This window comes from Geodermatophilus sp. URMC 65 (assembly GCF_053502545.1).
The window spans coordinates 5,535,265-5,551,786 of sequence record NZ_CP199954.1; the positions used below are offsets into that span (position 1 = coordinate 5,535,265).

The 16,522-nt window shown below is 75.4% G+C and carries 19 protein-coding genes; 9 read left to right on the forward strand and 10 right to left on the reverse strand.

Features of this window, described 5'->3' with window-relative positions; translation table 11 throughout:
• Positions 1-91: 91 nt before the first annotated feature.
• A complete protein-coding gene (locus ACWIX7_RS26640) occupies positions 92-1,090 on the reverse strand; it encodes an RNA polymerase subunit sigma-70 (protein WP_448619405.1) in 999 nt (332 codons plus the stop codon).
• A 395-nt stretch (positions 1,091-1,485) separates the two neighbouring features.
• Here ACWIX7_RS26640 and ACWIX7_RS26645 point away from each other — a divergent pair, with 395 nt between their 5' ends.
• On the forward strand, positions 1,486-1,755 hold the full coding sequence (locus ACWIX7_RS26645) for a nuclear transport factor 2 family protein (protein WP_448619406.1): 270 nt from the start codon (positions 1,486-1,488) through the stop codon (positions 1,753-1,755).
• 68 nt (positions 1,756-1,823) lie between these two features.
• On the opposite strand, the gene ACWIX7_RS26650 is transcribed toward ACWIX7_RS26645, so the two are convergent.
• Positions 1,824-2,249, reverse strand: a complete 426-nt coding sequence (locus ACWIX7_RS26650) for a cupin domain-containing protein (protein ID WP_448619407.1) — start codon at positions 2,247-2,249, stop codon at positions 1,824-1,826.
• Positions 2,250-2,284: 35 nt separating this feature from the next.
• Positions 2,285-2,758 carry a VOC family protein gene (locus ACWIX7_RS26655; RefSeq protein ID WP_448619408.1) on the reverse strand — a complete coding sequence of 158 codons (474 nt, stop codon included), beginning with the start codon at positions 2,756-2,758 and terminating at the stop codon, positions 2,285-2,287.
• Positions 2,759-2,841: 83 nt separating this feature from the next.
• On the opposite strand from ACWIX7_RS26655, the gene ACWIX7_RS26660 reads away from it, so the two are divergent.
• From ACWIX7_RS26660 to ACWIX7_RS26670, 3 genes are all read left to right on the forward strand, one after another.
• Positions 2,842-3,726 (forward strand): sigma-70 family RNA polymerase sigma factor, encoded by an 885-nt coding sequence (locus tag ACWIX7_RS26660; RefSeq protein ID WP_448619409.1) that lies wholly within the window; start codon positions 2,842-2,844, stop codon positions 3,724-3,726.
• A gap of 81 nt (positions 3,727-3,807) precedes the next feature.
• Complete coding sequence (locus ACWIX7_RS26665; RefSeq protein ID WP_448619410.1) at positions 3,808-4,038, forward strand: hypothetical protein; 231 nt, start codon at positions 3,808-3,810, stop codon at positions 4,036-4,038.
• A gap of 114 nt (positions 4,039-4,152) precedes the next feature.
• Entirely contained in the window at positions 4,153-5,154 is a 1,002-nt protein-coding gene (locus ACWIX7_RS26670; RefSeq protein WP_448619411.1) for an NADP-dependent oxidoreductase, read from the forward strand.
• A gap of 289 nt (positions 5,155-5,443) precedes the next feature.
• Here the strand turns inward: ACWIX7_RS26670 and ACWIX7_RS26675 are convergent, their stop codons facing one another.
• From ACWIX7_RS26675 to ACWIX7_RS26695, 5 genes are all read right to left on the reverse strand, one after another.
• Positions 5,444-6,877, reverse strand: a complete 1,434-nt coding sequence (locus ACWIX7_RS26675) for an SGNH/GDSL hydrolase family protein (RefSeq protein WP_448619412.1) — start codon at positions 6,875-6,877, stop codon at positions 5,444-5,446.
• 150 nt (positions 6,878-7,027) lie between these two features.
• On the reverse strand, positions 7,028-8,689 hold the full coding sequence (locus tag ACWIX7_RS26680) for a bifunctional 3'-5' exonuclease/DNA polymerase (protein WP_448619413.1): 1,662 nt from the start codon (positions 8,687-8,689) through the stop codon (positions 7,028-7,030).
• Between the two features lie 57 nt (positions 8,690-8,746).
• Positions 8,747-9,133 (reverse strand): cupin domain-containing protein, encoded by a 387-nt coding sequence (locus tag ACWIX7_RS26685; protein WP_448619414.1) that lies wholly within the window; start codon positions 9,131-9,133, stop codon positions 8,747-8,749.
• A 60-nt stretch (positions 9,134-9,193) separates the two neighbouring features.
• Entirely contained in the window at positions 9,194-9,619 is a 426-nt protein-coding gene (locus ACWIX7_RS26690) for a PIN domain-containing protein (protein WP_448619415.1), read from the reverse strand.
• Complete coding sequence (locus ACWIX7_RS26695; protein ID WP_448619416.1) at positions 9,610-9,816, reverse strand: DUF2191 domain-containing protein; 207 nt, start codon at positions 9,814-9,816, stop codon at positions 9,610-9,612. Before ACWIX7_RS26695 ends, ACWIX7_RS26690 begins: the two co-directional genes overlap by 10 nt.
• Before the next feature lie 129 nt (positions 9,817-9,945).
• On the opposite strand from ACWIX7_RS26695, the gene ACWIX7_RS26700 reads away from it, so the two are divergent.
• The 4 genes from ACWIX7_RS26700 to ACWIX7_RS26715 all read left to right on the forward strand — a co-directional run bounded on the left by ACWIX7_RS26700 (position 9,946) and on the right by ACWIX7_RS26715 (position 13,045).
• Positions 9,946-10,536, forward strand: coding sequence for an Rv1733c family protein (locus tag ACWIX7_RS26700; RefSeq protein ID WP_448619417.1), 591 nt, complete (start codon positions 9,946-9,948; stop codon positions 10,534-10,536).
• 46 nt (positions 10,537-10,582) lie between these two features.
• The gene (locus ACWIX7_RS26705) at positions 10,583-11,755 is read left to right on the forward strand and encodes an acyl-CoA dehydrogenase family protein (RefSeq protein WP_448619418.1); all 1,173 of its coding nucleotides are present in this window, start codon (positions 10,583-10,585) and stop codon (positions 11,753-11,755) included.
• A 194-nt stretch (positions 11,756-11,949) separates the two neighbouring features.
• Complete coding sequence (locus tag ACWIX7_RS26710; protein WP_448619419.1) at positions 11,950-12,621, forward strand: cysteine hydrolase family protein; 672 nt, start codon at positions 11,950-11,952, stop codon at positions 12,619-12,621.
• A gap of 43 nt (positions 12,622-12,664) precedes the next feature.
• On the forward strand, positions 12,665-13,045 hold the full coding sequence (locus ACWIX7_RS26715; RefSeq protein WP_448619420.1) for a hypothetical protein: 381 nt from the start codon (positions 12,665-12,667) through the stop codon (positions 13,043-13,045).
• Positions 13,046-13,123: 78 nt separating this feature from the next.
• Here ACWIX7_RS26715 and ACWIX7_RS26720 read toward each other — a convergent pair whose 3' ends face one another.
• Entirely contained in the window at positions 13,124-14,377 is a 1,254-nt protein-coding gene (locus ACWIX7_RS26720) for an MFS transporter (RefSeq protein ID WP_448619421.1), read from the reverse strand.
• Positions 14,378-14,512: 135 nt separating this feature from the next.
• On the reverse strand, positions 14,513-15,433 hold the full coding sequence (locus ACWIX7_RS26725) for a LysR family transcriptional regulator (RefSeq protein WP_448619422.1): 921 nt from the start codon (positions 15,431-15,433) through the stop codon (positions 14,513-14,515).
• An 84-nt stretch (positions 15,434-15,517) separates the two neighbouring features.
• Here ACWIX7_RS26725 and ACWIX7_RS26730 point away from each other — a divergent pair, with 84 nt between their 5' ends.
• Positions 15,518-16,522, forward strand: a complete 1,005-nt coding sequence (locus ACWIX7_RS26730; protein ID WP_448619423.1) for a cyclase family protein — start codon at positions 15,518-15,520, stop codon at positions 16,520-16,522.

Genomic DNA, 16,522 nt, shown 5'->3' on the forward strand with positions numbered 1-16,522 from the left:
CTCCTCGGGTCGGTCCGGCGAGCTCCGTCGAGCTCCTGCCGCCCCTACAACCCCGGCCGGGGCACGGACTCATCGCACGAGTCCGCCGGACTCAGGCGAGCAGCCGCGGCGGCAGGTCGAAGGCGGCGAAGTCGGCCTCCAGGAACGACACCACCTCGCCGACCCGCAGACCGGCCTCCGACCGGCGCAGGGCGAGCACGTCCAGCCCCAGGGGCAGGTACGCGCCTCGGGCGGCGTCCCAGGCGTAGGTGCCGAAGGCCAGCTGGCCGTTGGCCCGGGCGGGCAGGAACCGCCACCGCTCCCGCGTCGTGACCTCGCGCAGGAAACCGCGGATCTCGTCCGGACCGCGGTACCAGGTCGGCAGCGGCGGCATCGAGTAGGTGGCGTCCTCGGTGAGCATGGCCACGAGGGCGTCGACGTCGCCGGCCTCCCAGGCGGTGGCGTAGCGCCGCGCCAGCTCCCGCACCGCGTCCGCGCCGGCGGTCGCCAGCACGGCCCGCTGGGAGACGTCGGGCGTGCGGGCGTCGACCGCCGCACGTGCGCGCTGCAGCGCGCTGTTCACCGCCGGCACCGAGGTCCGCAACTGGGCGGCGACCTCGGCGGCGGAGAAGCCGAGCAGCTCACGCAGCAGCAGCACCGCCCGCTGCCGGCCCGGGACGTGCTGCAGGGCGGCGATGAACGCCAGCTCCATCTGCTCGCGGGCGACGACGCGCGCCGCCGGGTCCCCGTGCTGCACCGCACCGTCGGGACGGGGCTCCAGCCACGCCACCTCCTCGGCCGACGGGCCGCCCGGACGCAGGTCGGTGGGCAGCTCCCGGCGGCCGCGCCGCTCGATCGTGGTCAGGCACCGGTTGGTGGCGATCCGGTACAGCCAGGCACGCAGCGTCCCGCGGTCGTCGAAGCGGTCCAGAGCCCGCCAGGCACGGGTCAGGGTCTCCTGGACGGCGTCCTCGGCGTCGTGGGTCGAGCCCAGCATGCGGTAGCAGTGCGCCCGCAGCTCCCCCAGCACCGGCTCGACCACCAGCCCGAACGCCACCGGGTCCCCCGCCCGAGCGGCGGCCAGGTGCCGCTCCGCAGCAACTCCGGTCACCTCCACCGCCGGGCCTCCCTCCTGGCCGCGCCGCAGCGGGTCCTACCCCCTGTAGACCCCGCGAGCGGGCCGGACTCACCGCTCCCCGCACCGGCACCTGGGACACCACACCCGGACCACCGTTCCTCTGACTGCGGTCAGAGGATGGACGACGAGGCGGTAGCCCAGGTCCGCCGGTTCAACCGGACGTCGAGCGGCATCCCCTCGTAGAACGCCGTGGCCGTTGGGGATAACGGGAGCCGGAGCGGCGCGTCCCGACTTCGTCGTGCGATCGTGTCCTGCCACGTCCCGACGTCGGGCCAGGAGGACGCCATGACCGCACCGAGCCGCGAGGAGCTGCTCCGCTCGCTGTACCGGCCTTCAACGCCCGCGACGTCGACACGGTGCTGGCCGCCATGACCGCGGACGTCGACTGGCCCAACGGCTGGGAGGGCGGCCGGGTGGTCGGACACGACGCCGTCCGCCGGTACTGGGAACGCCAGTGGGCCCAGATCCGCCCGCACGTCGAGCCGACCTCGATCGCGGGGCGCCCCGACGGCACGGTCGACGTCGGCGTCCACCAGGTGGTCCGCGACCGGACCGGTGCCCTGCTCGCGGTCGCCGAGGTCCGGCACGTGTACACGTTCACCGGCGACCTCGTGCAGCGCATGGACGTCGAGGAGTAGGCCTCAGCCGCGAGGCATGCCGGTGTCCGACTCCCCGCCCGGCGCGGTCGGGGGCGTGCCCTGGCACGTCACTCCAGGAGGTCGAGGACCTCCTGCAGGATGGGCGGGCCGAGCGGCACCACCTCCGGAACCGGCTGCAGCGCCCACGGCGGCGGCTCGATCCCGTTCGCCTGTGCGTCGGTCCGGGCGAAGTGACGCTCGAAGCCGGCGGGCGTGCACACGAGCAGGTACCGCACCGGGGCGTCGCGGCGGTTGGCGAGTGCGTGCGCGACGCCGCGCGGAGCGAAGGCCAGCTGTCCGGCGGTCCGGGCGAGCAGGGCGTCGCCGACGCGGACGACGAGCTCACCCTCCAGGACGTAGAAGGTCTCGTCGAAGCCATGACTGTGCAGCGGCGGTCCCGCGCTGCGCGCCGGGACGGTGTTCTCGACGACGGACACGTGGCCGCCGCTGTCCTCACTGCGCACGAGCACGGTGCTGCGGAGGTCGGGGGGCATCGGTTCCCCTCTTGGTGTCGACGGTGGACGGCCGGTCAGGCGCCGGCGGGCTCGAAGATCTCCACGGGGTTGCCGGAGGGGTCCTCGACCAGGACCTGCCGACCTCCGGGGCCGCTGACGACGTCGTTGCGAAAGACGACGCCGGCGGCGCGCAGCCGGCTCACCTCGGCGTCGAGGTCGTCGACGACGAGGTGGATGCGGTTCCAGCCGCCTGCCGCCGGCCTGCGGCCGTCGGGCACGGGCCGCCCTGCCGTGCTGGCCGGGCCGCTGAGGATCAACCGGAGCGAGCCACGCACCAGCTCGGCGAGAGCGGGCCTGGCGTCGGCTCCCAGGACGAAGCCGAGCCGGCCCGCGTAGAAGGCGACGGCGGCGTCGACGTCATCGACCAGGTAGCGGACGCTGCCGAGCTCCTCCGGCGCGGCCACCTCTCCCACTGCGCCACGCTCACGACCCACCGGGCCGGCATCGCGCCGGGTGAGCGCCTGACGGTCCTGCCTGCGAGCCTGCACGGCGGTCCTCCTCTGCTGGCTGTCACATCGCCGCGGTCGGCGACGTCACACCACTGACGGACCGCGACCGGAGGATGTGACACGTGAGCGAGGACGCGGTACGAGCGGAGCTGCTGCTGGCCGAGCAGTTCGAGACGCACCGCGCGCACCTGCGGGCGGTCGCGCAACGGGTGCTCGGCTCCAGGGACGAGGCGGACGACGCCGTCCAGGAGGCATGGCTGCGCCTGCAGCGCACCGGATCCACCGGCGTGGACAACCTCGGCGGCTGGCTGACCACGGTCGTCGGCCGCGTCTGCCTCGACGTGCTGCGGCGCCGGGCCGCGCGCCGCGAGGAGCCGCTGGAGCTGCGCCCGTCGGATCCCGGGGGCGGACCCGAGCCAGAACACGAGGCGGTGCTGGCCGACTCCGTCGGCCTCGCCCTCCTCGTCGTGCTCGACACGCTGACGCCGCCCGAGCGGCTCGCCTTCGTGCTGCACGACTTGTTCGCCGTCCCGTTCGACGACGTCGCGGCAGTCCTCGACCGCAGTCCGGCTGCGGCGCGCCAGCTGGCCAGCCGCGCCCGGCGCCGGGTGCAGAGCGCGGCTCCGGGCGCCGCCGGCCCCACGGACGCCGGGCGCCGTCAGGAGGTGGTGCAGGCGTTCCTCGCCGCTGCGCGCAACGGCGACTTCGCGGAGCTGCTGGTCGTGCTCGACCCGCACGTCGTGCTCAGCGCCGACGCCGCCGTCCCCGCCCTCGGCGGGCTCGAGCGGCTCAGCGGTCACGAGGCGGTCGCCCGCGCCTTCCTCGGCAAGGCCCGGGCCGCACGCGCCGCGCTGCTCGACGGCGCCCCCGGCGCTGTGTTCACGCTGGACGGCCGACTGCACGGAGCGCTGGAGTTCGTCGTCTCGGGTGGCCGGATCACCGCCGTCGAGGCCATCTCCGACCCCGCCGTCCTCACCACCCTCGACGTCGTTCTGATCGAGACCTGAGCCCCGCCGGCTGACGACGGGTCGGGGTGGATGTGGCTCTCCCTCGATCTCAACCGCACGTGAGCTCCTACGGTCGCCCGCATGACCGTGATGAAGATCGACGAGTTCGCCGTGCCGGGTCCTTCGCTGGACGAGTTCCTCGCCGAGGCCGGACGGACGCAGTCAGTGCTCGCCGGCAGCCCGGCAGCACGTCGCGCGGTCGAGACCGATCACCGGGCCCGCGGCTTCGACCGCACCGTCTTCCGGGACCGCCTGGGCGTCTCCAGCGACGAGGGCCTCCACGAGCCCGCGGAGGGGCCGGCCCTCTCGTGACCCGCACGGCGACCGCGACCACCGCCCCACGGACGGCCACGCTGCGTCAGCGCGCCTCGGGGTCGGAGCCGATCACCACCGGCGGGGACCGAGCTGCCCTGCGACGATCCGTCCATGACGGCTCCGCGAGGCGCTCCCCGGGCCGGAACCGGCGACCGCACGATGCGGGCCGTGCGGCTGGTCCGGGCCGGCGGGTCGGTCGTCCCGCGGGTCGTCGAGGTGCCCGCCCCCGCGGCACCGACCGGCACCCAGGTGCTCGTGCGGGTGGCCGCGTCGAGCGTCAACGGCAGCGACCTCGGGCTGCTGCGCGGGGGGCGGCTGTTCCGCGCGCTGGGCGGGAGCCGTGTCGCCCCCGGCTTCGACGTCGCGGGCGAGGTCGTCGCACGCGGACCGGCCGTGACGGGCTTCGACATCGGTGACCGGGTCATGGCCCTCATCGGTCACACCGGCGGCGGCATGGCCGAGCTGGTCCTCCTCCCCCAGCACCGCGTCGCCCGCGCCCCTCGCACGATCGACCTCGTGCCGGCGGCCGGCATCCCGCTCGCCGGGCTGACCGCGCTGCAGGCCCTGCACGGCCGGGCCGCCCTGCAGGCGCGCACCGACCCGCGGGTCCTGGTCGTCGGGGCGGCCGGGGGGATCGGCGCGTACGCCGTGCAGCTCGCGCGGCTCGCCGGCGCCTCGGTCACCGCGGTCGCCGACCCCGCCCGTGCGGACTTCCTCCGCGACCTCGGCGCCGACGTCGTCCTCGACCGGCACCGGGACGACGTCCTGGCCGGCAGCCGGCAGTGGGACGTCGTGCTCGACGCGCCCGGCGCGCTGCGGTTCGCCGCGGTGCGACCCGCGCTGACCCACGACGGCGTCCTGGTGTCGACCCGGCCGCTGTCCCCTGACACGGTGCGGGGCCTGCGCCCGGGCCACGGGCCCCGGGTGACCGCCGTGGCGACCAGGCGGTCACCGATCGACCTCGCCCACCTGGCCCACCTCGTCGACACGTCCCGGCTGCGCGTCCCGCTCGACCGCGTCGTGGCGCTGCAGGACGTGGCGACGGCCTTCGAGCACGCGGGCTCCGGGCGGCTCTGCGGCAAGGTGGTGGTCTCGCTGGCCGCACCGGCCTGACCGCCGGCCGGGTCCGGGCTCGACTCCCGGTCAGGCGGGCGTGGCCGGCACCGTCGCGGCGACGGCGCTCCGGTCGCGGCCGCCGCGCTTGGCCGCGTAGAGGGCCGCGTCCGCTGCCGCGCGTGGCCGGGGGACCGAGGACCGCAACCGCCGTCAACGGCACCCCCGGCGTCGGCCTCGACCGGTACGTGGCCGGGCCGTGGAGACGGCGGAGGCGGCGCCCCCTAGTCGGGGACGCCGCCTCTCGTGGCGTGGGGTCCTGCCCCGGGTCAGTGCCCCCTGTCGTTGGTCAGCCGGCCGCCATGGCCTGCGGAGCGGCGGAGGCGACGAGGGCCCGCAGCTCCTCCAGGTCGAACGCGGCGCCCATGGCGAGGAACCCGGCCCGGTTGGGGTGCAGGTGGTCGCCGGGGCCGCCCACCGACGTGTTGGTGTCGTAGGCGGGCAGCAGCCGGCTGGGGTCGGCCGGGTCCTCGGTGGCCGCCGCGAAGTCGACCACGGCGTCGAAGGCCCCGCTGGTGCGGATGAAGTCGTTCACGGCCCGGCGCTGCTCGTCGGTCTCGGCCGTGCCGTAGTTGGCCAGGCCGTCCGCGGCGCCGCCCGAGGGCGTCAGCGTCGCCCCGACGATCGGGATCCCGGCGGCGTGCACCCGGTCGGCGATCTCCTCCATCCCGGCGATGACCTCGGCCGCGGTCGCACCGCCGCCACCGATGTCGTTGATGCCCTCCAGCAGGACGACGGCACGCAGGCCGGGCTGGCTGAGCACGTCCTCGTCGAGCCGGTCGACGGCCGGGGGCCCGTCGCACGGGGTGCAGCCTCCCTCGAGGCGGCCCACCCGGGTGACCATGTTGCCGGCGATGCCCTGGTTGACGACCGAGACGACCTCCTCGTCGTCCTCGGCCAGCAGGCGGCGCTGCAGCACGTCCGGCCAGCGGTCGTTGCCGTTGATGGTGGAGAAGAAGCCGTCGGTGATGGAGTCCCCGAGGGCGACCACCGTCCCGGCGTCCTCCCGCTGGACCTCCAGCCCGGTCAGGAAGAACCAGCTCGTCGTGGAGTGCGGGAACGCCTCGTCGGTGAGGTCCCTGGTGTGGTCGCCGGCCCCCGGGTCCGTGACGTACGAGGAGGTGAAGGACGCCGCGTGCCAGGTCATCGGGCCGCTAGCGCCTTGGACGTGCAGGCTCACCGCCACGTTCGACCGCTGCGCCTCGGCGTCGGAGAGCTCCAGAGGGACGGCGTCGCTGCGCACCTCCTCCCCCGGCTGCAGGGTCACCGACTGCTGGCCGTCGAAGGTGAGCTGCTGCTCGGTGCCCGGGACGACGGTGGCGCCGCTCTGCTGCAGGGCGGCGGTCGCGCCGCCGAAGGTCACCGGCTGCGTGCCGAACCGGTTGCTGAGCCGCACCCGCCACTCGTCGCCGCCGATGCCCGGGTGCACGACCATGCGCATGGTCTGGTCCTGCGCCTGCTCGTCGGGGAAGGCGTACTCGAGGAGGGGCTGCTCGACGCCCGGTACCACCTCGCCCAGCGGTCCGGGTTGCGCCACTGCGTAGCCGAGCGGGTAGACGCCCTGCGGCGCGGTGGTCCACGCCGCCACCCACGGCTCCGCGCCGGGGTCCTGGTGCGCCGTCACCGGCGGCGCCTGCTGCGGGACGACCGCCAGCGCCGGTGCGGCCAGGACCACGCACCCGGCCGCCGTGAGGACGGCTGTCGTCAGGCATCGCACTCTCATGCTGTTTCCTCCTCGAACCAGCGACCCCGGTGGGGTCTGGAGCGTGGCGGGAGGCTAGGGACGCCCTCGGGAGCCGTGGCAACGGCGCTCGTCCGACGATGTCGAACGACGCTGGTCGCACTGCGCGTCGCCGTCGGACCGGCCCGCGACTCAGCCGGCGTCGGCCCAGGACGCGACGACCGACACGTCGAGCGGGAAGTCGACTGGGAAGGCACCGAAGAGCAGCCGGCCGGCCGTCGCGGCGGCGCGGCGCACCTCCTCGGCGACCGCGTCGGCGAGGTGCTTGGGCGCGTGGACGACCACCTCGTCGTGCAGGAAGAAGACCAGGTGCGGCCGCTGCTGCAGCGGGCCGGTGGCGCCCAGGCGCCACAGCCGGTTGCGCAGGTCGGCCAGCCAGCACAGGGCCCACTCGGCGCCGGTGCCCTGGACGACGAAGTTGCGGGTGAACCGCCCCCAGGCCCGGCGGTGCCGGTCGCACTCCTCCCGGGAGCCGGCGACCTCGGCCGGCTCGCCCAGCGCGACGGCGCGCTCGGCCCACGCGCCGGTGGGGCGGGGCGAGCCTCGGCCGAGCAGGGTGTGCACGATCTCCCCACGCTCGCCGGCCCGGGCGGCCTCCTCGACCAGCCCGATGGCCCGCGGGTAGCGGCGGGTCAGGCGGGGCATGATGCGGCCGCTCTCGCCCCGGGTGGCGCCGTACATCGCGCCGAGGATCGCGACCTTGGCCTGCGCCCGCGTCTCGACCGCGCCGCCGGCCACCATGCCCTCGTACAGGTCGGCGGCCCGGGCGGCCTCGGCCATCGCGTCGTCCCCGCTCATGCCGGCGAGCACCCGCGGCTCGAGCTGGGCGACGTCGGCGACGACGAGCCGCCAGCCGTCGTCGGCGACCGCGGCCGGGCGGACCTGGACCGGGACCGAGAGCGCTCCCCCGCCGTTGGAGGCCCAGCGCCCGGTCACCACCCCGGCGGGCACGAACCACGACCGGAACCGGCCCTCGCGGACCCAGGCCTCCAGCCAGGCCCAGCCGTTGGCGGTCATCAACCGGGAGAGCCGCTTGTACTCCAGCAGCGGCGGGACGACGGGGTGGTCGAGCTGCTCGAGCGTCCAGGAGCGGGTGTCCTCCACCGCCAGCCCCGCCGACTGCAGCGCCCGCAGCAGGGCGCCGGCCGAGTCCGGGTTCAGCTCCGGTGCCCCCAGCGCCGCGCGGACCTCCCGGGCCAGCGCCTCCAGCACCGCGGGGCGGGAGCCGTGCGGCGGGCGCGGACCCAGCAGCTCGGCGAGCAGGCGCTCGTGCACGTCGGCCCGCCACGGCAGCCCGGCGTGCGTCATCTCGGCCGCCACCAGCGCCCCGGAGGACTCGGCCGCCAGCAGCAGCGCCAGGCGGGCGGGGTGCGTCGACGCGGCCAACGCGGCCTGCTGGCGCTCGTGCTCGGCGACCGGGTCCAGGCCGTCGGCCGGGTCCTCGAGCGGGAACAGCGCCGGATCGGCGGGGGTCACCGGTTGCAGCGCGTCCCAGGCCGCGGTGTCGCCGGCGGCGAGCAGGGCCTGGTCGACGAAGGGCGAGCGCCGCAGCACCGCGTGGGTGAGCCGCAGGTCGGTGCAGCGCTCGACCCGGACGCCGGCGTCGAGCAGCGCCGGGTACCAGCGGGTGGTGTCGTCCCACACCCAGCGGACCGGCGTGCGTTCCCGCGCCCGGACGAACGCCGCGAGCTCGCCGGCGGGCAGCCGCGTCTCCCCGACCGTCGTCCCGTCGTCGGCGAGCTCCCGAGCCGCCACGACGTCCCCACCCCGACGCAGGAGGACGACGCGGTTCACCACCGCAGTGTCGCCACCGGGGCCGACAGGTCCTGCGCACCCCCGGTGGGGCGTCGGTCACCCGTCGGCGGAGAACCGGTAGACCACGTCGTCGATCGCGTCGGTCGCGAAGGCGTACACGAAGCGGAGGGTGCCCTCTCCGGTGTTGCGGATGTCGTGCTCGGCGTCGCCGGGGATGAACACCGCCGACCCCGCCGCCACCGGGTGCTCGACGCCGTCCAGGACGACGACCCCGCTGCCCTCGACGAGGTGGTAGACCTCGGCCTGGGTGTGCCGGTGCAGACCCAGCCAGCCGCCGGGCGCCAGCTCGGTCAGCCCCGTGTAGAGCCCGTTGGTCGGCGTGCGGTCGGCGCTGAACAGCACCCGGAAGGAGACGTCCCCGCGCACCGGGTCGTCCCACACCTCGGGCTCGACCTGGCTGCTGTCGCGGACCTGCGGTTGCACTGCCCCAGCCTGGTCGGGCGTTCACCGCTCCGCACACCGAGCGTGGCCACGGGAGCTCCGTCAGGGGACCGAGCCGGCCGGCACGACCCACTCGGTGCGCTGGCCGGTCACCCCGGCGACGAGGTCGAAGTCCCCGTCGTAGTGCAGCACGGTCACCCGGTGCCGCTCGGCCACGGCACCGATGACCAGGTCGGCCATCCCCACGCCCCTCCAGCGGCCGACCTCGGCCAGGGCCGCCTGCACCTCGAGCGCCCGCTGCCAGTCCTCGTCCTCGGTGGGGACGTGCTCGTAGGCCAGCCGTCGGTCGGCCCGGAGGCCGCGGTACTCCCCCGGTGACCGCGCGCTGTAGAGGGCCTCCAGGTCCAGGGCGGCGCAGGTCGCCAGCAGGCCGGCGGACAGCAGGGGGACGACGCGGTCGGCCACCACGCGGTGGGGCACCCGCGCGGCCGCGCTGGTGTCGAGGAGGTACCGGGCGACTACCGCCATGCCCGGGCGCGGTCCGCGTCGGCCGCGAGGAGGCTCGAGGAGCCGTCCAGCAGCCGTTCCACCTCACGGCGACGGGCGGCGGAGGCGGCCGCCTCGCGCAGCGCCCGGCCCACCGTCTCCTTGATCGTCGAGGTCGACAGCGCTTCCCGAGCAGCGTCGAGGTCGGCGTCGTCGATGTCCACCAGCCGCTTCGTCACGCCGCCAGTATATGTCTCGACGCCGTGCGCGTATATACGACCACGAGCGCAGCCGACCACGTCCACGGGTGCCCGATGACACGTCGGTCCCTGCGACGATGGGGCCCCGCGCGGAGGGAGGCGGTTCTCGTGCCCCTGTCCGGTCCCCTCGCCCGCGGCGTCCGCCGGTTCACGCTCGGCTCGGGCCCGCTCAAGCGGACGAGCCACACGGTGGAGTTCGTGTCGCGGGTCGTCGTCCTGCTCGTGGTGCTGCTGTCGGTGCCGGTCGCCCTCGCCGTGGGGACCGCCGTCCGCTCCGACCTGGCGGCCGTGGCCCGGCAGCAGGCCGACGAGCGCACGCAGGTCCCCGCCGTCGTGACCGCCGACGCCGTGATCCCTGCCGACGTGTCCCCGCGGACCCGGCTCCCCGTCCCGGCGCGGTGGACCGCCCCCGACGGGACCCCGGTGGACGGGCAGGTGCTCGCGCGTCCGACCACCCGCGCCGGCGACACCCTGACGCTGTGGACGACGTCCGACGGGCGGCCGACCGGCGCGCCGATGACCCCGGCGCAGGTGCAGCGGAGCACGCTCGTGCTGGTCGGGCTGGGCTGGGCCGGCAGCGTGGGGGCCGCCGGCCTGCTGCACGCCGCGCTGTGCGGGCTGCTCGCCCGCCGGGCCGCCCGGCGGTGGGGGCGCGAGTGGGCCCGCGTCGAGCCGACGTGGAGCCGCCGCGTGTCCTGACCGGAGGCCGCCGCCGCTCACCGACACGACCCCCGAGAGGACGCCCATGCCCGCCGCCGGCACCGACGAGGTCTCCCTGAGGATCCTGCGCGCCCGCACCCGCGCGCTGTGCGCGGACTTCCCCGACGCCTACTGGCGCGAGACCGACCGGGACCGCCGCTATCCGCAGGAGTTCGTCGACACCCTCACCGCGGCCGGCCTGCTCGCGGTCCTCATCCCGACCGAGTACGGCGGCGCGGGTCTGGGCGTGACCGAGGCGTCGGTGGTCATGGAGGAGATCAACCGCTCCGGCGGGCACTCGGCCGCCTGCCACGCGCAGATGTACACGATGGGCGCCCTGCTGCGGCACGGCAGCGACGCGCTCAAGCAGACCCACCTCCCGCTGATCGCCGCAGGCGAGCTGCGGCTGCAGGCCTTCTCGATCACCGAGTCCGCGGCCGGGTCGGACACCACCGCCATCGCCACCACGGCCACCCGCGACGGCGAGGACTTCGTGATCACCGGGCACAAGAACTGGACCAGCCGCATCCAGGAGTCCGACCTCGCCCTCGTGCTGGCCCGCACCAGCGAGCGGGGGGCCGACAGGACGCGCGGGCTGACCCTCTTCCTCGTCGACCTGCGCCGGGTGCGCGCCGAGCAGCCGGAGACCCTCGAGGTCGTACCGGTGAGCACGATGTTCAACTACGCGACCAACCAGGTCTCCTACCGGGGCGTGCGGGTGCCCACCGACCACGTCATCGGCGAGGTCGACGCCGGCTTCCGGTACGTCATCGACGGCTGGAACGCCGAGCGCATCCTGCTCGCCGCCGAGGCGATCGGCGACGGCTACTGGTTCGTCGACCGGGCCGTCGCCTACGCCAACGAGCGCGAGGTGTTCGGCCGCCCGATCGGCGCCAACCAGGGGGTGCAGTTCCCGCTGGCCGACGCCTACATGGAGGTCCGCGCCGCCGACCTGATGCGCTACGAGGCCGCCCGGCTCTTCGACGCCGGCGAGCCGTGCGGGCCCGAGGCGAACATGGCCAAGCACCTGGCGTCGGAGGCCAGCTGGGCCGCGGCCAACGTCGCCCTCGACACCCACGGCGGCAACGGGTTCGTCGACGAGTACGACGTCGAGCGCAAGTTCCGCGAGACCCGCATGTACCAGGTCGCCCCCGTCCACAACAACATGGTCAAGGCCTTCGTCGCGACCAAGGTGCTGGGGCTGCCGCGGTCGTACTGACCGGGCGCTCGATCGCGCCCCGACGGCGCCGGACCCCTCCGTCCCGGACGCTCGCCTCCTAATGCCCTGGGGTGCCCGCGCTCCGGCCCCGCACGGCACCGTTCCTCCCCGCACCCGGACGCTGCCCACCATGCGGGGCACGGGGTGGGCGTCCGGGAGCACACCCGGTGGCGGGGTCCTGGGAGGGTGGCGCGATGGGCACTCCCCCGACGGACGACGCCTTCACCGAGCCCCACCTGGCGACCTCCGCGCTCCTGGTGGTCGACACCCAGGCCGACTTCCTCGACGACGGGGCCGCGGCGGTCGCGGGCACGTCGGCCGTCCTGCCCGAGCTGGCCCGGCTGGTCGCGGCCTACCGGGCGGCCGGGCGCCCCATCGTGCACGTCGTCCGGCTCTACGCCGGGGACGACGTCGACCTCGTCCGCCGGGCCGCCGTCCGGGCGGGCGCGCCGCTCGTGCGGCCGGGGTCGGCAGGCGCCCGGGTGGCTCCCGGCCTGCTGCCCGCGCCCGCCGTCGAGCTCGACAGCGAGGCGCTGCTGGCGGGCCGTCGGCAGCGGGTCGGCCCGGACGAGGTCGTGCTCTGGAAGCCGCGGTGGAGCGCGTTCCACCGCACCCCGCTCGACGAGCACCTGCGGGAGCTCGGCGTCGACACCGTGGTCGTGGCCGGCTGCAACTTCCCCAACTGCCCCCGCGCCACGGTCTTCGACGCCAGCGAGCGGGACTACCGCGTGGTCGTCGTCCCGGACGCGACCTCGCAGGTCACCCCCGAGCGGCTCGCCGACGCCCGGGCGCTCGGGGTCCGCGCCGTGTCCGCTGCCGAGGTCGCGCGCCGGGTGGCGCGGGCAGCAGCGGCCGGCCGGGGTTGACAGCCGTCCCGGCCTGTCGGTGCCGACGGCGAGGATGGCGGCCATGGCTGCCTTCTTCCTGCCCCGGGCGAGCGACGACGAGCAGGCCGAACGGCTCTACGAGGCCCTCGCGGAGTTCGCCGGCTGCGAGCCCGCTCCCCCGGGACGGCGGGTGCGGGCGATCGCCTTCCAGCAGGACGGCGCCCGGTGGGTCGCCGAGGTCGGGGCGGAACTGCACGGCGAGCGGACGACGCAGCACCTCCGGCGCGGCGAGCTGGTCGAGCGCAGCGAGACGCTGACCTCGACCACCCGGGTGCTGGCCGTCTACCCGGGCACCCCCTTCGTGGTGGTGACCGACGCCCAGCCGATCACCGGAACGCCGTCGGAGTGGGCCAACCCGTTCACCGCCCGGCCGGACGAGGTCACGCTGTTCGACGCGCCGTGAGCCGCGGGCCGTGCGGTACGGGCAGCCGGCACGACGGCGGCCCCGCGGGGAGTCCTCGCGAGGCCGCCGTCCGGTCGGTCAGTGCGCGGCCGGCGCCGGCTCGACCGTCTGCACCGGCCGGAGGGAGCGCACGCCGGCGGCCGCGGCGACCGCCACGGCGCCCACGACGACCAGCGCGGGACCCAGCCCGTCGACGGCACCGCTGAGCGCCAGGACGACGAGCGGGCAGACGAACTGACCGGTGAAGAGGGCCGACGTCCACACGCCGGTCCCGCGGCCGCGCTGCTCGAAGCCCAGCGAGCCGAGCGCCCAGGTCAGCAGGGAGGGCAGCAGCAGGCCGTTGCCGAGGCCGGTGACGACGGCGGAGGCGACGACCAGCGGGACGGTGGCGGACAGGCCCATGCCGACGATCCCCACACCCGACAGCCCGAAGGCCAGGGGCACCGTGACCGCGGGGCCCAGCGCGGCCAGCCGGCCGAAGGAGAACGCCCCGATCGCGGTGCCGAGCGAGGCGATCGCGCTGGCGGCACCGATCGTCGCCGTGGACCCGACACCGATGCCGTCCAGCACGAACGAGAGCTGGACGATGAGGACGTAGAAGACCAGGCCACCGAGCAGCGTCACGCCCACGGGCGCGGCCAGCTGCCGCCACGGCAGCGGAGGCAGCTCCGTCGTGCGGGCCCGGGCCTGCGGCGCGGGCTGCCACACGTACCGCGCGGCGAGGAGGGCCAACGGCAGGCCCACGGCGTAGAGCCAGAACGGCGTCCGCCAGTCCTGGGCCCCGAGTGCGCCACCGAGGCCGAAGAAGAGCGTGGCGGCGACGGTCGTGCAGACGACCTGCAGACCGAGGTAGCGCTCCCGCTGCGAGCCGTGGAAGTAGTCGGCGAGCAGCGTGGTGCAGCAGGTCATGATCGCCGCCTCGGTGAGGCCGAGGAGCACGCGGCTGGCCACGACCAGCTGCAGGGACGGCAGCCACAGCGGCGCGGTGCCCACGAACGCGTAGACGACGAGCGCCCCGACGAGCAGGCGCTTGCGCCCGACCCGGTCGACGATGCGCCCGGCCACCATCGCGGTCAGCCCGATCACCAGGGCGGGTGCGGTCAGCACGACCGGGGTCAGGGTCTCGACGCCGGGGGTGCCCGCGAAGGCGTCCTGGATGCGCGGGAGCACCGGTGCGAGCAGCACCGCCCCCAGCACCGCCAGACAGCTGGACAGCAGGAGGACGAGGGCCTGCGCCCGGCCGGCCGGACGGCCCGTCGCGGGGTCGAGGGCCACCTCCCCGGCGAGGGGCTCGCGGGCGACCCCGGCGGGGTCGAGGACGTGCTCGGACACGGGCTGCTCCGGGAGGGACGAGCGCCGGTTCCGGTGACCGGCGTCACTGGCGAGGCAGTGTGCTCAGGACCCGGCTCATCAGGGAAGCATCGATTCCTGATGCCGATCATCAGCCGCGTCGATGACCGGAGGGCGTCACAGCACCGGGTCGGTGGCCTGGTGGGCGGCGCGCCGCACGAGGTCCCGGAAGAACTCGTGCTCGGGGTCGCGGTCGTAGACCGGGTGCCACCACATGGCCTCGACCAGCGGACCGGCGTCGAAGGGCGGGGGCAGCGCCCGTACGCCGGCGCTCAGGGGCAGCAGCTGCACCAGCCGCTCCTGCAGCAGCGCGATCCGGTCGCTGCCGGCCACCAGCCCCGGCACGGTCAGGAAGCTCTCGGTCACCACCTGGACCCGCGGCTCGATCCCGAGCATCCGCATCTGCCGCGCGGCCGGGGTGGACGCCGTGGGCCCGTGGTAGGTCGCCACCCACGGCATCGTCCGCAGCTGTTCGACCGTGAGCGCCTCCCCCACCTCGGCGTTGTCCGCGGAGACCACCAGCACCCACCGGTCCCGGTGCAGGTCGGCGTGCGGGAGATCGGTGACGAAGCCGTGCGGCAGCACCAGCAGGTCGGTGCTCAGCAGGGTCTGCTGCGCCTGGTCGACCGCACCGGGGGTGTTGTGCGCCAGCCGCAGCCGGGCCGACGGCGCCTCCTCCGACAGCAGCAGGGCCAGCGTGTCCCCCAGGACGGCGCACCCGTAGTCGCTCACCAGTACGGAGAACTCGCGGGTGGACTCGGCCGGGTCGAAGTCCGGCTGAGCGCTGAACACCCGCTCCACGCCGTCGAGGGCCAGCCGGACCCTCGGCTTGAGCTGCCCGGCCAGCGGGGTGAGCCGGTAGGCGTTGCCGACCCGGGACAGCAGCTCGTCACCGAAGTGCCGGCGCAGCCGGGCCAGCGACGCCGACAACGCCGGCTGGCTCAGTCCCAGCTGCTGGGCGGCGCGCGTGACGCTGCGCTGCTCGAGCAGCGCGTCCAGGGACACCAGCAGGTTGAGGTCCAGGTTGGCCAGGTTCACAGCGCCGGACCATAAACCACGTCGATGGAGGGCATCACCGATCTGGTCTTCCCTGATGACTCGGCTCACCCGACCGTGGGAGCCGTGACCGACGCCACCACACCTGCGGAGCTCGACCGCACCGACCCGGAGGGCGCCATCGCCGCCGCCGCGAAGCGCTGCTCCAACTGGGGCCGCTGGGGCGCCGACGACGTCCTGGGCACGCTGAACTTCCTCGACGAGGCCAAGCGGCTCGAGGGCGCCCGCCTCGTGCGCCGCGGCGCGAGCTTCTCCCTCGCCCAGTCGTTCGACATGGACGGCCCGCAGAGGGGCTGGCGACGTCGCACCAACCCGGTGCACACGATGCTCGACACCGGCACCGACGCCGAGCGCGGCGTCCAGGGCTTCCCGCACGGCCTCGGCGGCGCCGACGACGTCATCGCGATGCCGCTGCAGGCCTCCACCCAGTGGGACGGCCTCGGCCACATCTTCGACCACGGCATGGCCTGGAACGGCCGCCGCGCCGGTGACGTCGTCACCAGCGACGGCGACCGGGCCACCGGGATCGAGACCACCGCCGCCCTCTTCGCCGGCCGCGGCGTGCTGCTCGACGTCGGCCGGGCGATCGGCACGGACGGCGAACTGCCCGACGGCTTCGCGATCACCCCGGCGCACCTGCGGGCGACCATCGCCGCGCAGGGCGGGAGCGCCCGGGTCGGCCGCGGTGACCTGCTGCTGGTCCGCACCGGCCGGCTGACCCGCGCGCGCCGTGACATCGCCGAGGGGCGCGGCTGGGGCGACTACGCCGGAGGTGCCTCCCCCGGCCTGTCGTTCACCACCGCCGACTGGCTGCACGGCACCGAGATCGCCGGCGTCGCCACCGACACCTGGGGCTTCGAGGTGCGGCCCAACGAGTTCGACGTCGCCTTCCAGCCGCTGCACCAGGTGGCCATCCCCAGCATCGGCCTGTTCATCGGCGAGATGTGGGACCTCGACGCCCTCGCCGCCGACTGCGCCACCGACGGCGTCTGGGACTTCTTCCTCACCGCCGCCCCCCTGCCCGTGACCGGCGCCGTCGGCGCCCCGGTCAACCCGATCGCCGTCAAGTAG